This window comes from Vibrio proteolyticus NBRC 13287 (assembly GCF_000467125.1).
In the GTDB taxonomy this organism is placed as follows: Bacteria; Pseudomonadota; Gammaproteobacteria; order Enterobacterales; family Vibrionaceae; genus Vibrio; species Vibrio proteolyticus.
This window is the reverse complement of the sequence record NZ_BATJ01000002.1, coordinates 243021-260194: the sequence shown is the minus strand read 5'-3', so window position 1 is coordinate 260194 and position 17174 is coordinate 243021. Positions and strand designations below refer to the sequence as shown.

Sequence of the window (17174 nt, the reverse complement as noted above, 5' to 3'; positions counted from 1 at the left end):
GATTCAAAATCACTACACTAGTGTATATTGGATAAAATATTTCAGAATGCTGGAGACGAGGATGTCACAGAAACCCGTTTTTAAAACGCGGACCCAATTGGTCGAGGAAGCAATTCGCGCTCAGATCCTCAAGGGTGAACTGAAAACCGGCCAGCCGCTGCGTCAGGACGCACTGGCCAAAGAGTTTAACGTCAGCCGGATCCCTGTTCGTGAAGCCTTGGTACAACTCGAAGCTCAGGGGCTGGTCAGCTTTGAGCCGCACAAAGGGGCCACCGTTACCGAGCTGTCGCCCGATAAAATTGACGAGCTGTTTGAGCTGCGCGCCGTGGTTGAATGCCACATCCTTGAGCGCGCCATTCAAAACATGACCAACGCGGATTTGGAGCGTGCCCGCCAGGTACGTGAGCGCTTTGAAAGTATTGTTAACAGCGGCGACGAAGTGGAAGAATGGAGCAACTATAACTATGAGTTCCACAAAGCCCTCTACGCGCCTGCCAACATGCCCGAAACCATGGACGTGATATATAACCTCAACACCAAATGTGACCGTTATATTCGTCTGCAACTGCTGTTCACCACAGGCATTGAGAAAGCCGAAAACGAACATCTGGCGCTGTTTGAGATGTGCCAGAACCGCGACATCGAGGGCGCTAAGTATCTGCTGAAAAAACACATACTCGAAGCTGGCAGCGCCATCCGCGACTTACTACTGGAAAGGCAATAACACCACCTCAGTTAAACCACGGCTCGGAGAGAACGGATGCACATCGGACCGAAATTTTTGCTTGCAGCGATCAGAAAAAAAATCAAAGACGAGGGGCTGTGTTACAGCTCCTTATCGGAAAAAACCGGCATTCCTCTTTCAAGTATCAAGCGTCATCTGCATAGCCCATCCCTGGGGCTTGATAAGATTCTGATGTACGTCAATTACCTCAATACCAACCTGATTGAGTTGACCAAACTGGCCAATCAGATCCAGCACGAGAACGAACAGTTTGTGACCGAGGAGCAAGGCAAGCTGTTTCTTGAACACCCGTATCTGATGGACTTCATCTATATGGTCACCTCGCGCAATCTGGCACCGGAAGCAATCGCCGAAGAATACAATCTGTCCGATACCAGTTTGCGATTTTACCTGCGTATTGCCGAAATTCTCGGCTACATTGAGGACTTTGGCGATGGGCTGTTCTATCGTTCCGGACGACGCTTTCTGCTCAAGGAAGGATCCGACATCGACACCCTATTTCGCCACCGTTTCCAGAAAGAATCCCTTTCTCACCAAGTTAACCCCGGCGTGTGCGTTGGACGAATTCGCCTGACCCCAACCCAACGGGCTCAGCTTGAAGACGATCTCTACGTAAAACTGATTGAGCTGAATGCGATCAACTGCTCCAATGACGAAGGCGAAGAAACCAACATTATGATGCGCTGTACGCCCGGAAAACAGATCCTGTTCTCTGATGGCCTGCCCAATATCGATGGTGCTCTGCTCAAACACGTCTCTGAGTCTTTTCCTAAGTAACCATCTGAATTTATTAATCTATTCCTCTTCCACTCGGATCAAGCCTGAACGAGGCAAAGCGCGAACCCGTGTGGCTGAAATTTCTCTGGTCTCATTTTCTGAGCCCGGAAAGCTCTGGATCCGAACCTTTGTTACTAATATGTTAAATACAAATTGAGAATAAATTTTATACAATATACATTTTCCTTGTTGCATAACGACAAAAACACAACGAGGAAGTCATGAAGATAAGCAAACTACTGATGCTGAGTGCCGCGATTGCCGGTGCTTTTTCAGCCGGGGCTATCGCCAAGCCTTACCCTGCAGGAACGCAACTCGCAACAACACAGGAAATCACCCTCAATAACGGCGCGGAAGTCACGTCGATCGACCCAGCCAAACAGGCTGCGGAGCCAGCGTTTAACCTCGGTCGAGACCTGTTTGAAGGACTCACCATTCAGGACAAAACCGGGACAACCATTCCCGGAATAGCCAGCAGCTGGACCGTAAATGACGACAACACCGTGTACACGTTCTCCCTGCGTAACGCCCACTGGTCCAATGGCGATCCGGTGACCGCGCAGGATTTTGTCTACAGTTGGCAACGCCTGCTGGATCCGCAAACTGCCTCGCCTTACGCCTGGTTTGCCGCCATTCCCAAAATCAAAAACTCGGACAAAATCATGAAAGGCGAAGCCAGCCCGCAGACGCTGGGCGTACGGGCGATCGATGCACACACTTTTGAAGTCACGCTCGAGCAATCGGTGCCGTTTTTCATCAAATTGCTCAGCCATCCGGTGTTGGCGCCCGTACATCAGGCAACCGTGGAAAAGTACGCGAGCGAGTGGACCCAGCCACAATACATAGTGACCAACGGCGCTTTTACGCTTTCCGAATGGAAAGTGAACGAGAAATTGGTAATGGTGAAAAACCCGCACTACTGGGATCACGAGAACGTCGTGTTGGAAAAGATCACCTGGTTGCCTATCGGTGACGCCAATGTTTCACTCAATCGTTACCTGGCCGGAGACATCGACGAAGCCTTATCCATTCCAGCGGCGCAAAAGAAAAAGCTGCTGAAGGAATACCCGCAGCAAGTCGCCAACACCAGCGCGTCACTTGGCTCCAGGTTCTATTATCTCAACACTCAAAAAGGCCCGACTCAGGATGTAAGGGTTCGCAAAGCGCTGTCTTACGCCATTGATCGCAACATTCTCACCAAAGCCATTTTGAAAAACGGTGGCATTCCTATGTATACCCTGGTGCCTCCGCAAACCGATGGATTTACTTCCCAGACACCTGAGTTTGCCAACTGGAATCAGAAACAGCGTAACGACAAAGCCAAAGCGCTGCTGGCCGAAGCAGGCTACGGCAAAGACAAACCGCTGAAGCTGACGTTCACCTTACCGACCTTTTCCACCGATGTGAAAGTGGCAACGGCTATGGTAGGCATGTGGAAAAGCGTGCTCGGCGCTCAGGTGGAGATCAAACAGCTGGAGCCGAAAGTATTTTACGCCCTGAAAGACCCGGGCAACATCAGCCGCGGTGGCTGGACCGCAGACTACAACGAAGCATCGACCTGGTTAGATCTGTTTGTCTCCACGGGTGAGTACAACGACTCGCGCTATAACAACCCGAAATATGACCAGCTCATGGCCGACTCGAAAGTGCTCGATGATCCGTCCCAAGAGTACCTGCAAGCCGAAGCCTTACTGCTGGACGATATGGCGATCATTCCGGTCTACCGTCCGGGTAACGATCAGTATCTGCGCCAACCCTACATTGGGGGCTACGAGCGCACCAACCCAGAATCCTCTTACTACCGCAAAAACGTGTACGTGAAGGCCCATTAACCGGGCCGTATTTGGGGCCGGGAGTCTGCGGTTCGGCATGAACGCACCCGGCTCCCTTTTTTGCGGTTACTCGGAGAATCATTATGTTGCTCTACATTCTGCGTCGTCTGCTCATCGCGGTTCCGACGCTGCTGTTCATCGCGCTGGTTTCCTTTTGGCTGATGCACATCGCACCCGGCGGTCCGTTTGATATGGAGCGTCCGATGCCAGAAGTGGTGCGCGCTAATATCGAAGCCAAATTCCACCTGGATGAACCATTTCTGGTTCAGTTCTTTATCTACATTGGCAACTTCGTTCGTGGCGATCTCGGCCCCAGCTTTGTTTATCAGGATTTTAGCGTTACTCAGTTGGTCGCACAGTCCTGGCCAGTCTCGGCCATACTGGGTGTGCTGTCGTTTTGCATTTCAGTGCCTTGCGGCATGTTGCTTGGCACGGTCGCGGCACTCAAACGCAACAGTCGCTTGGACTATTTGCTGATGTCGCTATCGATGACCGGAGTGGTGATCCCTGCGTTTGTGCTGGCGCCAGTTCTGGTGACCATTTTTTCTGTCCAGCTCAACCTGCTGCCGGCCGGTGGCTGGGAAGGCGGCAAGTTGGCGTTTTTGATCCTGCCGGTGTTAAGCCTGGCGATAGGATCTATTGCCAGTATCGCCCGAGTGATGCGCGGAGCCATGATAGAAACCCTCAATCAGCCTTATATCCGTACCGCCAAAGCCAAGGGCCTGTCTACCCGTTACATTCTGTTCCACCACGCACTGCGCCCTTCTCTGATCCCAGTGGTTGCCATGCTCGGCCCGGCTTTTGTCGCCGTTGTGACCGGGTCGGTGATCATCGACATCTTTTTTGGCACTGGCGGCATGGGGCAGCACTTCGTATCCGGAGCGCTCAATCGCGACTACGGCCTGGTAATGGGCATTACGCTGATCGTCGCCTCGCTCACCATCTTCTTCAACCTGATCGTCGATTTACTCTACACCGTGATCGACCCGCGTATCCGCATTTAGGAGGCAGGATGCTGACGACAAAAAAACTCGATAGTACCTTGCTGTCTGAACGCATGGCAGCTCAAGTGAAGGCCGTCGAAGGCCGCAGCCTGTGGCAAGACGCCTGGGCCCGCTTTCGTAAAAATCGCGCGGCCATGGCGTCGGTCTACGTACTGCTGCTTATTATTTTGTGCATTACCTTTGGCCCCAGCCTCTCTCCCTACAACCATGATGAGATAGACTGGAACGTAGTTGCTGAACCTTATGAGCTGGGCAAGCCATCTCTTGAGAGCGGACACTACTTCGGTACCGATGATCTTGGTCAGGATTTGTTTGCTCGCACCATGAAAGGCGGTCGTTTGTCCATCATGGTCGGCTTTATGGGGGCGCTGGTCGCGGTGGTGATCGGCACCATCTGGGGCAGTATTTCCGGCTACGTAGGCGGTATGGTCGACAGTGCCATGATGCGCATCATTGAAGTGCTGGATTCGGTGCCATTCATGTTCATGGTGATCCTGTTTGTAACCCTGTTCGGCAACAATATTTATCTGATTTTCGTGGTCATCGGCATGGTCTCCTGGCTTGGTATTGCCCGGGTGGTACGTGGGGTCACCTTCAGTATCAAGAAGCGCGAATTCATCGAAGCCGCACATTCAATTGGCGTGTCTAAATTCACCATCGTCCGCCGACACATTCTGCCCAATGTCCTTGGCATCGTCATGGTGTATTCCTCACTCATGGTGCCGGGATTCATTATGTTCGAATCTTTTCTCAGCTTTCTCGGACTCGGCGTCCAACCACCAGACACCAGTTGGGGCATCCTGATCGCCGAAGGCGCCAAAACGATCGATGTCGCCCTGTGGTTGCTGCTGTTCCCTTCGTTGTTTCTGGTGGCCACTCTGTTTTGCTTTAACTTCATCGGCGATGGCCTGCGAGATGCCCTCGACCCGAAAGATCGCTAAGGAGCCGATATGACCATTTTATCGATTCAGAATATGAACGTACGCTTTGTCACCCCAGACGGTCAGGTTCAGGCAGTCAGTGACCTCTCGTATCAGATTGCCGCGGGTGAGACGCTGGGGATCGTCGGAGAATCGGGCTCGGGGAAAAGTCAGTCGGTGTTTGCCCTGATGGGCCTGACCGCCGAGAACGGTCTGGTCAACGGTGAGGCCAACTTTCATGGTGAAAACCTGCTCACCATGTCCAAACGCCAGCTCAATCGCGTGAGGGCGGAGAAAATCGGCATGATCTTTCAGGATCCGATGACCTCGCTCAATCCGTTTATGAAAATCGGCAAGCAGTTGTGTGAAGTGCTGATGGTACACAAAGGGATGAGCAAAGCCGAAGCTCGCCGCGAGTCCATCCGCATGCTGGATGCCGTGCGCATTCCGTCCCCTGAAACGCGATTGACTCAATATCCTCACGAGCTTTCCGGCGGGATGCGTCAACGGGTGATGATCGCCATGGCATTGCTGTGTCGCCCGGAATTGCTGATTGCAGACGAACCCACGACAGCGCTGGACGTTACGGTACAAGCTCAAATTCTGGCTCTGCTGCGCGATCTGCAACACGAATTCAACACCGCCATTTTGCTGATCACCCATGATATGGGCGTGGTCGCGGAAATGTGCGATCGGGTACTGGTGATGTATGGCGGCCGGAAAATGGAAGAGGCGGACACCGACACCCTGTTCCGCCAACCCGCTCATCCGTATACCCAAGGGTTGCTGAAAGCGATTCCCTCAATCAGTGAAGACATGCAGCGATTGCCGACGATACCGGGTAATCCGCCCAGTGCGCTGATCAACAGCAAAGGTTGCCCGTTCAAAGAACGTTGCAGCCACTACCGACCGGATTGCAGTGCAGTTACACCGGCATTTCTGCCACTGAGTCCGAGTCAGGCCATTGCCTGTCACGTGATGGGACAACACAACGTCACCCCTTTGGTTCGCTCGGCATAAGGAACACGTCATGGAACAACACGATATTTTACTCTCCGCTCGCGAACTGAAAGTGCACTTTCAGGTGGGTAAGCACTTTCTTCCCAGCCGGCGTAAAATTGTTCAGGCCGTCAACGGTATCGATCTTGATGTCTACCGCGGGGAAACGCTGGGGATCGTTGGCGAGTCCGGCTGTGGTAAATCAACACTGGCACGTGCACTGCTGCGTCTGGTTGAACCCACCAGCGGTGCGCTCAACTGGAAAGGTGACGACATGCGCGCTTTTAATAAACGCACACTGGCACATCGTCGACGTGAGTTTCAGATGATATTTCAGGATCCCTCAGCCTCACTCAACCCGCGTCTGACCATCGCCGAATGCATTGCTGAGCCTCTGCTGACCCATGAGCCACAGCTCAAACGCCCTCACGTCGAGCAACGTGTCATGGCGATGATGGACAAAGTGGGCCTTTTGCCCAGCCAGCGTAACCGCTATCCGCATGAGTTTTCCGGCGGTCAGTGCCAGCGGGTGGGCATTGCCCGAGCTTTGATCCTCAATCCGGATCTGGTGGTATGCGACGAACCAGTCAGCGCACTGGATGTCTCCATTCAGGCCCAGGTGATCAATCTGCTTGATGACCTCAAGCAGGAAATGGGGCTGACCTTAGTGATGATTGCACACGACCTCAGCATCGTGCGCCACATCAGTGATCGGGTGATGGTGATGTATCTCGGTAAACCCATGGAAATGGGCCGGTACGACAAGGTATTTGACCAGGCTCAGCATCCCTACACTCAAGCGTTGCTGTCTGCCGTGCCAATAGCCAATCCCACACTGGCACGCCAGCGTGACGTGCAGCTTCTGCCCGGCGATTTACCCTCTCCCCTCAATCCACCGAGTGGCTGCGTATTTCGCACCCGCTGTCCTCAGGCCAGCGAACTCTGTGCCCAACAGCCGCCAACTCCGAGTGGCAACGATGAACACCATCTTTTCTGTACCCATAATCGATTAGGAACTGTGTAAGTATGAATTCGATCTGTCAGCGTCTGGCGGCTTTGCGCCAGGCCATGAGTCAGCACTCGCTGGCCGCCTACATTGTCACCAACAACGATCCACATAACAGCGAATACTCGGCCGATCACTGGCTGGCTCGCAGCTGGATCTCCGGCTTTACCGGCTCGGCTGGCGATGCCGTGATCACCGCAGACGGCGGTGGTGTCTGGACCGATGGCCGCTACTATATTCAGGCAGAAGAACAACTGACTGGATCAGGCTTAAACCTGTTTAAAGCCAGACAAGCGGAAACCCCAACCATTGCCGAATGGCTGACCGATACACTACCACCCGGCGCAAGAGTCGGCGTGGACGGGCGGACAATCAATGTGAATGTCTATCAGCAGTTAACCCTGGCGTTTGCTGACAAAGGCATAGAATTGGTGCTCGATCATGATCTCATTGACCCGATTTGGACAGATAGGCCATCGCGTCCAGAGACCCGAGTGTTTAACTATGATCTGGAATACGCCGGGGTTGAGACCACGGACAAACTGACCGCAATCCGCAGTTGGATAACGCAGCGAAAGAGCGATGCGTTGCTGGTTTCGACGCTGGATGACGTGATGTGGACCTTAAATATCCGTGGTGGCGACACTCTGTATTGCCCACAGTCAGAATCCTACCTTCTGATCACCACAGAAACATGCCAATTGTTTATCGAACCAGACAAGCTGCCTGCCGATGTCGCCGCTACGCTGTTGCAGCAGTCCGTGACGGCGCAGCCATACAGCGCAGTCAGTGAAACGCTTGCCACACTCGGCCAAGGCTCCCGCCTGACTCTCAACCCTGCCAGCACGGACAGCTTGTTGATCAGCCGAATCCCCAAAGAAATTGATGTACATGGCGAGCCTTGCCCCATCACCGACATGAAAGCTCAGAAGAACCCGGTTGAGATGGCCAATATGGAAAAAGCCCTGGTGATGGACGGTGTCGCCGTGGTGCGGTTCATGCACAGGCTGGAACAACAAGTGCCCGGTGGCCAAGTAACTGAGTTGTCTGCGGAAGCACAGCTGCGCGCCTGGCGTCAGCAGAATCCGAATTACATCGGCGAAAGCTTTCGCACCATCGCGGGATTCGCCGCCCATGGGGCCAAAATGCACTACGCCGCCGATGCGCAAAGCAACGTGATCGTTGATGAAAGCCAATTTTTTCTGGTCGACTCCGGCGGTCAATACCTCAACGGTACCACCGACATCACACGCACATTTCACTTTGGCCAGCCGACTGAGCAACAACGCCGCGATTATACCCTGGTGTTAAAAGCCGTGATCCGTCTGACTCAGGCCCGCTTTCTTCAGGGATCGACCGGCGCCAATCTGGATGTGCTGGCACGCGGCGTCCTGTGGCAACACGGTATCGATTATAAATGTGGTACCGGCCACGGAGTCGGTGTGTGTCTCAACGTCCATGAGGGACCGCAAAACTTCTCACAGAACCTGAAAGAAGTGGCGCTCAAACCTGGTATGGTGATCACTAACGAGCCCGGTGTTTACCGTGAAGGCGAATACGGCGTGCGCATCGAAAACATCATGAAAGTCATCGAGGTGGAACGCAATGCGTTCGGCACCTTTTATGGCTTTGACACCATCACACTCGCGCCAATCGCCACCGCACCGCTGGATACCAGCCTACTTGATGCACACGAATTGAGCTGGCTGAATCACTATCACCGTCGAGTTTACGAGACCTTAGCACCCCATCTGGATACCGACGAAAAACAGTGGCTGCTCAGCGCGACCCAGACCATCGTTTAACATACTGTACATTCCCTGTTTCATCCTCCTTTTGCCAGCGCTCTGCTGGCTTTTTTTGTTGGCAATGGCTCGCTGGTCATTTGTTGGGGCAATGACGCACCAATAATCGATGTCATCAATTCAACACAAATATGTCTTTGATCATTCAAGCGACATTCATATAGCTCACCTAAAGTAATACTGGACTAGACCAAATAGTTAATTACACACTCATCATGGAGGAAAAATGAAAACAACGTTACTTGGCCTGGCTTTAGCTGGCTTATCTCTATCGCTGCATGCGGCCGACAATAAAGTACTTTTGATCGGCATCGACGGGCTGCAATACGAAAAACTCGCTGGCGTCGATACCCCGGCCTTTGACCGTCTCAATATCACCAAAGCTTATACGGGCGGGATCGCCGGTACATCCACCGAGCAACTGACCAAAAGCGGCCCCGGCTGGGCCACGATTCTGACAGGCATGTGGGTTGACCGACATCAGGTGACCAACAATGACTCCGGGCTTGCCAACAGTGATGTGAAAAGCGTTTATCGCTACATTGCGGAAGCCAACCCTCAGGCGGATATCTCCAGTTTCAGTACCTGGGCACCGATCCACACACAGTTTTTCAGTAACGATCTGGAGCTAATGACCCGTTATACCTCAGGCGGCACCGATGACAGCAATTTACAACAGACGCTGACCACACTAAGCAGTCAGGATCCGGATTTCATCTTTTTGCATTTGGATGAACCGGATGAAGTCGGCCACAGTCAGTGTTTTGGATCCGCGTACAATGCCTCCATTAAAGCGGCCGACCAGCGTCTGGGCCAATTACTGGACGCCGTCGAGCAGCGTGAACAGCAAGGTGAAGACTGGCTGGTTCTGGTCACCACCGACCATGGTCGCACGCCGGTGACCGGATGCGGCCACGGCAATCAGACCAGTCAGGAAAAAACCATTTTTATTGCCACCAATCAGTCGTTGAACACCGAGTTCAGTCAAGTGACCCAGAATCCGGTTAACACCGATTTTGGTGGCTTGTACGGATACGCCGCGCAAACGGCCATTACTCCGACCATTGTGCGCTTTTTGGCCGCGGATACCGGTACTCAAACCGATTTCGCCAGTACCCCGATGGTCGGTGAACCTGGCGTTCGCAAACTGATGTACTACAACGGTGCGTTCAGTTGGGTCAATGGCAGCTCGGCCGAAGTTGAGGTGTACCGTAACAACACTCTGGTCGACACTCTGAATAATGGCGAAACCCAATGGCAGGATCCAGCCGCTCCCCAGGGAATCAATCACTACCGTTTTATGCAAAACGACGTGTCGGTCAGCTATCAGATCTCTCAGCTCGATCTGACCGCCGCTCACCAGTGGCACAATGCCAAGAGCTACTTCTTTGGTCAAAGCGGCCGCTACTGGCGCTACGATACCGTCTTGGATAAAACCGACAGTGGCTACCCGACTCCAGTGACTGATTACAACTGGCCCGGGCTTGCCGATTACAAACAGCTGATCGATGCCGCGTTCTACAAAGATGCCAACACGGTGTATTACTTCCTCAGCGATGGCCGTTACCTCAGCTACGATGTGCAGGCGGATCGAGTTCGGGACGGCTACCCAAAAGCCGTAAGTGACAATGACTGGCCAGGGCTGGCACCTTACGCAGACCGCATCCAGGCGGCGCTAAAATGGCAGGGAGAGCGGGTGTATTTCTTCCTCCGCGACGGCACGTATCTACGTTATAACCTCAGTGAAAACCGTGTCGACAGCGGCTATCCAAAGCCAGTCAATGACTCGACATGGCCGGGGCTGGGGGCATACGCTGGAAAAATTACCGCGGCGCTGAAATGGAACGACGCTCGAGCGTATTTTTTCGTGGAAGGGAATCAGTACCTAAGATACAGCATCTCGGCCGACCAGGTGGATGCCGGTTATCCTAAACCGATCAACAGTTCGACCTGGCCCGGGTTGCAGTAACCCTGAGTATAAAAAAACCCGGCCTATGCCGGGTTTTTGCAGTTACCAGATTAACGACAGGACGTCGCATCGAAATCAACAGCCAACGCCGCGCCGCTGAACGCACCGGAGATTTTGAGGTAACCCCAATAGTTGCTCTGACTATTGACGACAATACACTCCTGGTTACCACTGTTATCCGACGACGCGTCCACATTGCTGCCGTCCGGCCAGCCCTGATTGCTGTATTCCAGCTTAAGGTCACCACTGCCCTGCCCAGTCGTGATGGCAATCGACTGTCCGGCATTGACGGCTTCGATGCTGAGCCAAATCACGTCCTGACTGGCAAGACACACAGGTTCGCCGACGGTAACACGCCCGCCGGAAACCGTTGGCTGACCGTCACAGCCAGGCAGTGACGAGCCGTTAACCAATTGAGTGGTCCATTGCTCAAACTCGCCCTGATACTGCACAGCCCACTGGTCAATGATGGTTTTGTAGCCGCTCCAGTTACCAGCCCGAGTTTCCGCCAGCATCAGGTTTACCTCATCCGGATGACGTTCGAACATGAAGCGCACCGCCAGATAACCCCAGCGGTAGATACGGTCGACATCAAAGCCATCGTAGGTGGTGTCAAAGATTTCACTTAGGGTGTACACCGAACCGTCTTCGATGGTATCCAGCGCAGCCTGGTTGTCCTTTTCTTTGGACACGTACTCAGCCACCCCTTCGCTCCACCATACCACTTTCTCCGTCGGTGCCGAAAAGTCTCCGTACATATCAAAACGCCCGTCCAGATAATGGACGTATTCGTGTTCCAGGTTCCAGATGTAGTGATCCGGATTGGCGTAGCTGGCTTCATACGCAATGAAGTTCGGCACATTCCCCGGCTGAGACGGGTCACCTTCCAGGTACATACCACCGTTGTTGGTGTCTATGCCAAAAATCGGCCCGGCGTACTTACCGTAGTCTTCGCTGGAGTTAAAGATATTTACTTGTAGCTGGGTATTGTGATCGTCGGCAACCGGCTGGTTGCCGGTTTCAAGCGTGGTATGAAAATACCCCTCTTCAAAGCCCATTTTGTCACAGGCGGCCTGTTGTTGAATCGCCGTCAAATCTTGCGACAAAATGCGGATCGTCGGGCTACACGTATAACTCTGCGCTAAAACCTGCGCTTTCAATTGCGTTTCAAAACCGCAAATCCCGTAGTCACTGCAATCCGCATAGTAAGATACCACGTCCGCCGCCCCCAGCCAGACCGCATCACCACTGCCATACATCGGATACTGATCAAACAGTTGGGTCAGTTTCTGTTTCACCAAAGGCTGTATCGAGGTGTTGCTGTACATGGTCAGACGACCCAGCTCTTTCCCTGCATTTGCCAACATGAACTCCGAGTCACTACCCACCATCGACTGATTCAAGGCAAACTGGCTCAAAGCCTCAACCAACTGCGTTTGTTTACCAATCTGAGCCACAAACTGATTGTTCCACTGACCACGGTACAAAATGGTGAATATGCCGTTAACGGCATTTCGCATATACCAGTGCTGAGCATAATCGCTGTTCCAGCGCGTCAGCCACTGTGTCACCACATCCAGGTACTCATGTTGTAGCTCCGCGCTGTCCATGGTGATGATCACTTCACCCAACACTTTGCCATGCGCATCGTTGCTATCGTAAAAATGGGGACTGGCAACAAACGCATCCACCGACTCTTTCACCGCAGTGGTCACCCAACTGGCGAGCGTCACCCCATCGTTATAGAACTCAGCGTAAAACCCGGCCCGCAGATAGAGAAACAGCGCTTCCAGTTCGCTGCTGCCACCACCCGGGTAATTTTTGGCCAGTTGTGTGGTGTACTTGGCCACCTGATACATATTGTTCGAGTCGAATGCGCTGACTTGAGTGGCACTGTCTGCACCGAACAGTTCGTTGACACACTGCGAACCCTGAGTGCGAATTTCACTGATAAGTTGATTGGTGTCTGAAGTGGCAAACGCCGATACATCGCATTCAACCGTCGCTTCAGCGCTCATGCTGCGCAGCAAGGATTGAGCTTTTTGAGGCGGTTGCATTGTCTGACGTGTCGGTGCACGGTCATCCTGATGGGTTTCAACGCCATGATGATGTTCCAGGTTCAGTGGTTTATGTTGTGGGGTCGGTGCTGACGCAGCCCAAGCGTGCGTCCCAGCCAACATCGCTACCACGGCGATGGTCAGTTTTTTCAGTTCCATTATGTTTCTTCTTTTGTCGTAAATTAATCCCGCTTACCGAACGGCCAGTAAGCACTGACGCGGAGAACGAATCAGCCGTTTCACAGTAAAACTGCAACAAAAGCATTAGAAACAAATTTTTAACATTCCCAATAAAAGGTACCAAAAAGCAACACTTTAGGTCTCAAGACCTGATACTGGTAAAACGAGGATTGTGTTTTCAGAGGCTTGAACTAGCCGATTTTATAAAATCTTAATGGCCGATCGAGGACAGGAAAGCAAAAAGGCCCCAGCATAAGCTGAGGCCTTAGAATATGGCACGCCCTACAGGATTCGAACCTGTGACCACATGCTTAGAAGGCACGTGCTCTATCCAACTGAGCTAAGGGCGCGTTACAGGGACAGGATTATACGAGCTGCAGTTCTTAAATCAATGGCTTTGTCTAACTTTCTGATTCAAGTGCCTAAAAAAGCCACACGCCACCATCAAGTGACGAAAAACAGAACAAAGCAAACGTTTGCCTATAGATGTTCATTAAGATATCTGCGACAATGCGCGCAAAAATATTGGCCACCAATTTTTGAAGGAAAGTCATGACAGCTCAAAATATCGACGGAACTCTAATCTCTCAAACGGTACGCTCGGAAGTCGCGGCGCGAGTTAAAGCTCGCACCAATGCCGGTCTGCGCGCACCTGGCTTGGCTGTTGTTCTGGTCGGCGAAGATCCGGCCTCTCAGGTGTATGTCGGCAGCAAGCGCCGCGCCTGTGAAGAAGTAGGCTTTGTGTCTAAATCCTTTGACTTACCGGCCACCACGACAGAAGAAGAACTGTTGTCTCTGGTTGACGTACTCAATGCTGACGCTGAGATTGACGGTATTCTGGTCCAGCTCCCGCTGCCAGCCGGCATTGATACCACGCATGTACTTGAACGTATCCATCCGGAAAAAGACGTCGACGGTTTCCACCCTTACAACGTCGGTCGTCTGGCGCAGCGTATTCCAAAATTGCGTTCGTGCACGCCTAAGGGCATCGTTACCCTGCTGGAACGATACAACATACCTCTGCGTGGCAAACACGCTGTGATTGTCGGTGCGTCTAACATCGTTGGCCGTCCAATGACACTGGAACTTCTGTTGGCGGGTTGCACCACCACCACCTGTCACCGCTTTACTAAAGATCTGGAAGGTCATGTGCGTCAGGCTGACATTCTGGTCGTCGCAGTCGGTAAACCGGCATTTATTCCAGGTGCGTGGATCAAAGAAGATGCGATTGTGGTCGATGTGGGCATCAACCGTCTGGAGTCTGGCAAACTGGTGGGCGACGTGGAGTACGACGTTGCACGTGAAAAAGCCAGCTTCATCACGCCAGTGCCTGGTGGCGTTGGCCCAATGACGGTCGCGACGCTGATCGAAAACACCATGATGGCGTGTGAGCAATACCACACCAAGAAGTGATCGTGACAAAGACAACAAAGGGGTGACATCGGTCACCCCTTTTTTATTACTGCGATATTGAACTGCGGTTTACAGAGACAAAATCACGCCAGCCAACGACGCGCTCATCAGGTTTGCCAGTACACCGGCCGCAATGGCACGGAAACCGTATTGGGAGATAAACGCGCGCTTCTCTGGGACCAAACTACCCAGGCCACCAATCAGCATTGCCATGGTGGAGATATTGGCAAAACCACACAGGGCAAACGTCACGATCGCCTGAGAGTGCTCACTAAGCAGATCACGGTTTTCAATCAGTTGAATAAACGCCACAAACTCATTCACGACGATCTTGTTGCCGATCAACGAACCCGCCGTAATCGCTTCGCTCCACGGGATCCCCAGCAACCAGGCGACAGGGGCAAACAGGTAACCCATGATCAGCTCAAAACTCAACTGAATGCCAAACAGGTCGCCAACCCAACCCAGCATACCGTTTAACAGCGCAATCACACTGACAAACGCCAGCAGCGTTGCGCCAACGGCCACGGCAATGCGCAGGCCAGACATCGCGCCATCTGCCATCGCTTCAACCACGTTAGTTGCACGCGGCATCTCGACATTGTCGGCTTCAGAGTCAACGGCTCCCTCACCGTTTTCCGGCATCAGCAGTTTGGCCATCATCAATCCCGCTGGTGCTGACATAAAGGCTGCCGCAATCAGATAGTTAAGCTCGACGCCCAGTGACGCGTAACCCACCAGCGTTCCTCCGGCGACAGAAGCCAGACCACAGGTCATCACGGCGAAAAACTGCGAATCGCTCATGTGCTTCAGATACGGTTTGACGACCAACGGCGCTTCAATCATGCCGACGAAGATATTCGCAGTCGCCGAGAGCGACTCAGCGCGGCCCGTGCCGAGAAACTTCTGTAATCCACCACCAATCAGGTTGATCACCTTTGGCATAATGCCTAGATGATAGAGACCAGATATCAGCGCGGAGAAGAACACTATGATACCTAATACATTAATGGCAAAGGTAAAGCCGCCCGTTGCCAGGTCACCAAACAAGAAAGTGATCCCTTCCTGACCATAGTTGATCAGACCGGATACCACTTCCGTCACCCGATTCAACGCCTCTTTACCGGCCGGAATGTAAAGCACCAGCAGCGCAAACAATACTTGCAGCAGAAACGCCAGCGACACGGTTTTAAGACGGATATTTTTTCTGTCAGTTGAAAGTAACCAGGCAATAAAGAAGATCGCCACGACACCCAAGAGAGAACTCATAAAAAGGTAACCAAAAAAGAAACATGAAGGCGCGGATTGTATGCAGGCAAACGATTAACGCAACCGAAGGATGTTAACGACTATCAAACTCGATGGCGATTAAAATTCAACCACGCAACATAACCACTTGAATTTCATGAGGATAAACGTTTGCGTCACTTTGACTATTTCCATATGGAAAAGATGTTTCTGAAACAGGAAATAATCGTGCTAGAAATCACACTTTAGGTGTGCGGATATAAGCAGCGAGATTCTGATCCCAATGGCAGGGGGAACCGATCTTCTGCCGGATAAACTCGATCACGGCTGAGGTTTTTTTCGGCATATGCTTACGGCTTGGGTATACAGCGTAAAACGGCATCGACTGACTGGCGCGCCAGTCCGGTAACAACTGAATCAGTTTACCGCTGCGAAACTCATCGCGCAGCAGATACGTGGCCAGATACCCCACGCCCCATCCGGCAACCGCAGCGTCACGTACCGCCTCGGCCAAATCGACCGAATAGTTTCCGGAGACTTTGACAAACAGTTCCTCACCAGCGCGGGAAAACGCCCAACTGGTGTAATCACGCTCCCAACAGCGATAAATCAAACAATTATGCTGCGCGAGCTCATCCGGTGTTTGTGGCGTGTCGTGCTGAACCAGATAATCTGGCGATGCGGCCACCACAAACTGACAGTCGGCCAGACGCTGGGCGATGTACCCTTCCGGCAAGTGTTCGTTATTGGTAATCCACAGATCTAAGCCCTCTTCGAGCATATCAACGCGATAATCGAATAAATGGACTTCCACTTGCAGGTTCGGGTAGCGCTGGCGAAGCTCATCCATGGCGGGAATGATATGTAACGTCCCGAACGATTGTGACATTCCCAGCCGCACCAGGCCGGAGACTTCATCACGTTGACTCTCCATTTCATACTGAGCCGTATTGATCGTTTCAACCAAACGAGCACAGTGCTGATGAAATTGCAGCCCAGCTTGAGTCGGGGTGAATGTCCGGGTAGTGCGCTGTATCAACTTGAGCCCCAGCGACTCTTCCAACACATTCAGCTGTTTGCTGACATGAGAGACAGACACCCCCAGACTCTTCGCCGCCGCCGTAAAACTCTGGTGTTTCACCAGCGCAGCAAAAATCACCATTTGGGCGGCTCGTTCAGAAAGCACGGCAATATCCTCAGAAAGATGAAGGGGCTCTAG

Annotated in this window: 13 protein-coding genes and 1 tRNA gene; 10 read left to right on the top strand and 4 right to left on the bottom strand. The window is 52.6% G+C overall.

The annotated features are described in order from the left end of the window. The first annotated feature begins 61 nt into the window (after positions 1-61). From VPR01S_RS03785 to VPR01S_RS03745, 9 genes are all read left to right on the top strand, one after another. Positions 62-724 carry a GntR family transcriptional regulator gene (locus VPR01S_RS03785; protein ID WP_021703977.1) on the top strand — a complete coding sequence of 221 codons (663 nt, stop codon included), beginning with the start codon at positions 62-64 and terminating at the stop codon, positions 722-724. 36 nt (positions 725-760) lie between these two features. Then, positions 761-1522, top strand: coding sequence for a hypothetical protein (locus tag VPR01S_RS03780; protein ID WP_021703976.1), 762 nt, complete (start codon positions 761-763; stop codon positions 1520-1522). 221 nt (positions 1523-1743) lie between these two features. Continuing rightward, on the top strand, positions 1744-3354 hold the full coding sequence (locus VPR01S_RS03775) for a peptide ABC transporter substrate-binding protein (RefSeq protein ID WP_021703975.1): 1611 nt from the start codon (positions 1744-1746) through the stop codon (positions 3352-3354). Between the two features lie 83 nt (positions 3355-3437). Next, positions 3438-4358 (top strand): oligopeptide ABC transporter permease OppB, encoded by a 921-nt coding sequence (gene oppB, locus VPR01S_RS03770; protein ID WP_021703974.1) that lies wholly within the window; start codon positions 3438-3440, stop codon positions 4356-4358. Positions 4359-4366: 8 nt separating this feature from the next. Next, a complete protein-coding gene (locus VPR01S_RS03765) occupies positions 4367-5299 on the top strand; it encodes an ABC transporter permease subunit (protein WP_021703973.1) in 933 nt (310 codons plus the stop codon). A gap of 9 nt (positions 5300-5308) precedes the next feature. Beyond that, positions 5309-6298 (top strand): ABC transporter ATP-binding protein, encoded by a 990-nt coding sequence (locus VPR01S_RS03760; RefSeq protein WP_021703972.1) that lies wholly within the window; start codon positions 5309-5311, stop codon positions 6296-6298. Between the two features lie 10 nt (positions 6299-6308). After that, positions 6309-7301, top strand: a complete 993-nt coding sequence (locus VPR01S_RS03755) for an ABC transporter ATP-binding protein (RefSeq protein ID WP_021703971.1) — start codon at positions 6309-6311, stop codon at positions 7299-7301. Positions 7302-7303: 2 nt separating this feature from the next. Then, complete coding sequence (locus tag VPR01S_RS03750; RefSeq protein WP_021703970.1) at positions 7304-9088, top strand: aminopeptidase P family protein; 1785 nt, start codon at positions 7304-7306, stop codon at positions 9086-9088. 226 nt (positions 9089-9314) lie between these two features. Next, positions 9315-11057 carry a hemopexin repeat-containing protein gene (locus VPR01S_RS03745; RefSeq protein WP_021703969.1) on the top strand — a complete coding sequence of 581 codons (1743 nt, stop codon included), beginning with the start codon at positions 9315-9317 and terminating at the stop codon, positions 11055-11057. A 50-nt stretch (positions 11058-11107) separates the two neighbouring features. On the opposite strand, the gene VPR01S_RS03740 is transcribed toward VPR01S_RS03745, so the two are convergent. Together VPR01S_RS03740 and VPR01S_RS03735 are read right to left on the bottom strand one after the other, a co-directional pair. Continuing rightward, positions 11108-13273, bottom strand: coding sequence for a M9 family metallopeptidase (locus VPR01S_RS03740; RefSeq protein WP_021703968.1), 2166 nt, complete (start codon positions 13271-13273; stop codon positions 11108-11110). 294 nt (positions 13274-13567) lie between these two features. Continuing rightward, positions 13568-13644 (bottom strand) — tRNA-Arg (locus tag VPR01S_RS03735). A 202-nt stretch (positions 13645-13846) separates the two neighbouring features. Here VPR01S_RS03735 and folD point away from each other — a divergent pair. Beyond that, complete coding sequence (gene folD, locus VPR01S_RS03730; protein WP_021703967.1) at positions 13847-14707, top strand: bifunctional methylenetetrahydrofolate dehydrogenase/methenyltetrahydrofolate cyclohydrolase FolD; 861 nt, start codon at positions 13847-13849, stop codon at positions 14705-14707. A 69-nt stretch (positions 14708-14776) separates the two neighbouring features. Here folD and VPR01S_RS03725 read toward each other — a convergent pair whose 3' ends face one another. Both VPR01S_RS03725 and VPR01S_RS03720 read right to left on the bottom strand, forming a co-directional pair. Then, positions 14777-15976: a NupC/NupG family nucleoside CNT transporter gene (locus VPR01S_RS03725; protein WP_040902239.1), complete on the bottom strand. Its 1200-nt coding sequence runs from the start codon at positions 15974-15976 to the stop codon at positions 14777-14779. Positions 15977-16193: 217 nt separating this feature from the next. Continuing rightward, a complete protein-coding gene (locus VPR01S_RS03720; protein WP_040902237.1) occupies positions 16194-17141 on the bottom strand; it encodes a LysR family transcriptional regulator in 948 nt (315 codons plus the stop codon). Between the last annotated feature and the right edge of the window lie 33 nt (positions 17142-17174).

Coding starts and splice junctions, on each gene's coding strand:
- VPR01S_RS03785 (WP_021703977.1), top strand. CDS start 62: ATGTCACAGAAACCCGTTTTTAAAACGCGGACCCAATTGGTCGAGGAA.
- VPR01S_RS03780 (WP_021703976.1), top strand. CDS start 761: ATGCACATCGGACCGAAATTTTTGCTTGCAGCGATCAGAAAAAAAATC.
- VPR01S_RS03775 (WP_021703975.1), top strand. CDS start 1,744: ATGAAGATAAGCAAACTACTGATGCTGAGTGCCGCGATTGCCGGTGCT.
- oppB (WP_021703974.1), top strand. CDS start 3,438: ATGTTGCTCTACATTCTGCGTCGTCTGCTCATCGCGGTTCCGACGCTG.
- VPR01S_RS03765 (WP_021703973.1), top strand. CDS start 4,367: ATGCTGACGACAAAAAAACTCGATAGTACCTTGCTGTCTGAACGCATG.
- VPR01S_RS03760 (WP_021703972.1), top strand. CDS start 5,309: ATGACCATTTTATCGATTCAGAATATGAACGTACGCTTTGTCACCCCA.
- VPR01S_RS03755 (WP_021703971.1), top strand. CDS start 6,309: ATGGAACAACACGATATTTTACTCTCCGCTCGCGAACTGAAAGTGCAC.
- VPR01S_RS03750 (WP_021703970.1), top strand. CDS start 7,304: ATGAATTCGATCTGTCAGCGTCTGGCGGCTTTGCGCCAGGCCATGAGT.
- VPR01S_RS03745 (WP_021703969.1), top strand. CDS start 9,315: ATGAAAACAACGTTACTTGGCCTGGCTTTAGCTGGCTTATCTCTATCG.
- VPR01S_RS03740 (WP_021703968.1), bottom strand. CDS start 13,273: ATGGAACTGAAAAAACTGACCATCGCCGTGGTAGCGATGTTGGCTGGG.
- folD (WP_021703967.1), top strand. CDS start 13,847: ATGACAGCTCAAAATATCGACGGAACTCTAATCTCTCAAACGGTACGC.
- VPR01S_RS03725 (WP_040902239.1), bottom strand. CDS start 15,976: ATGAGTTCTCTCTTGGGTGTCGTGGCGATCTTCTTTATTGCCTGGTTA.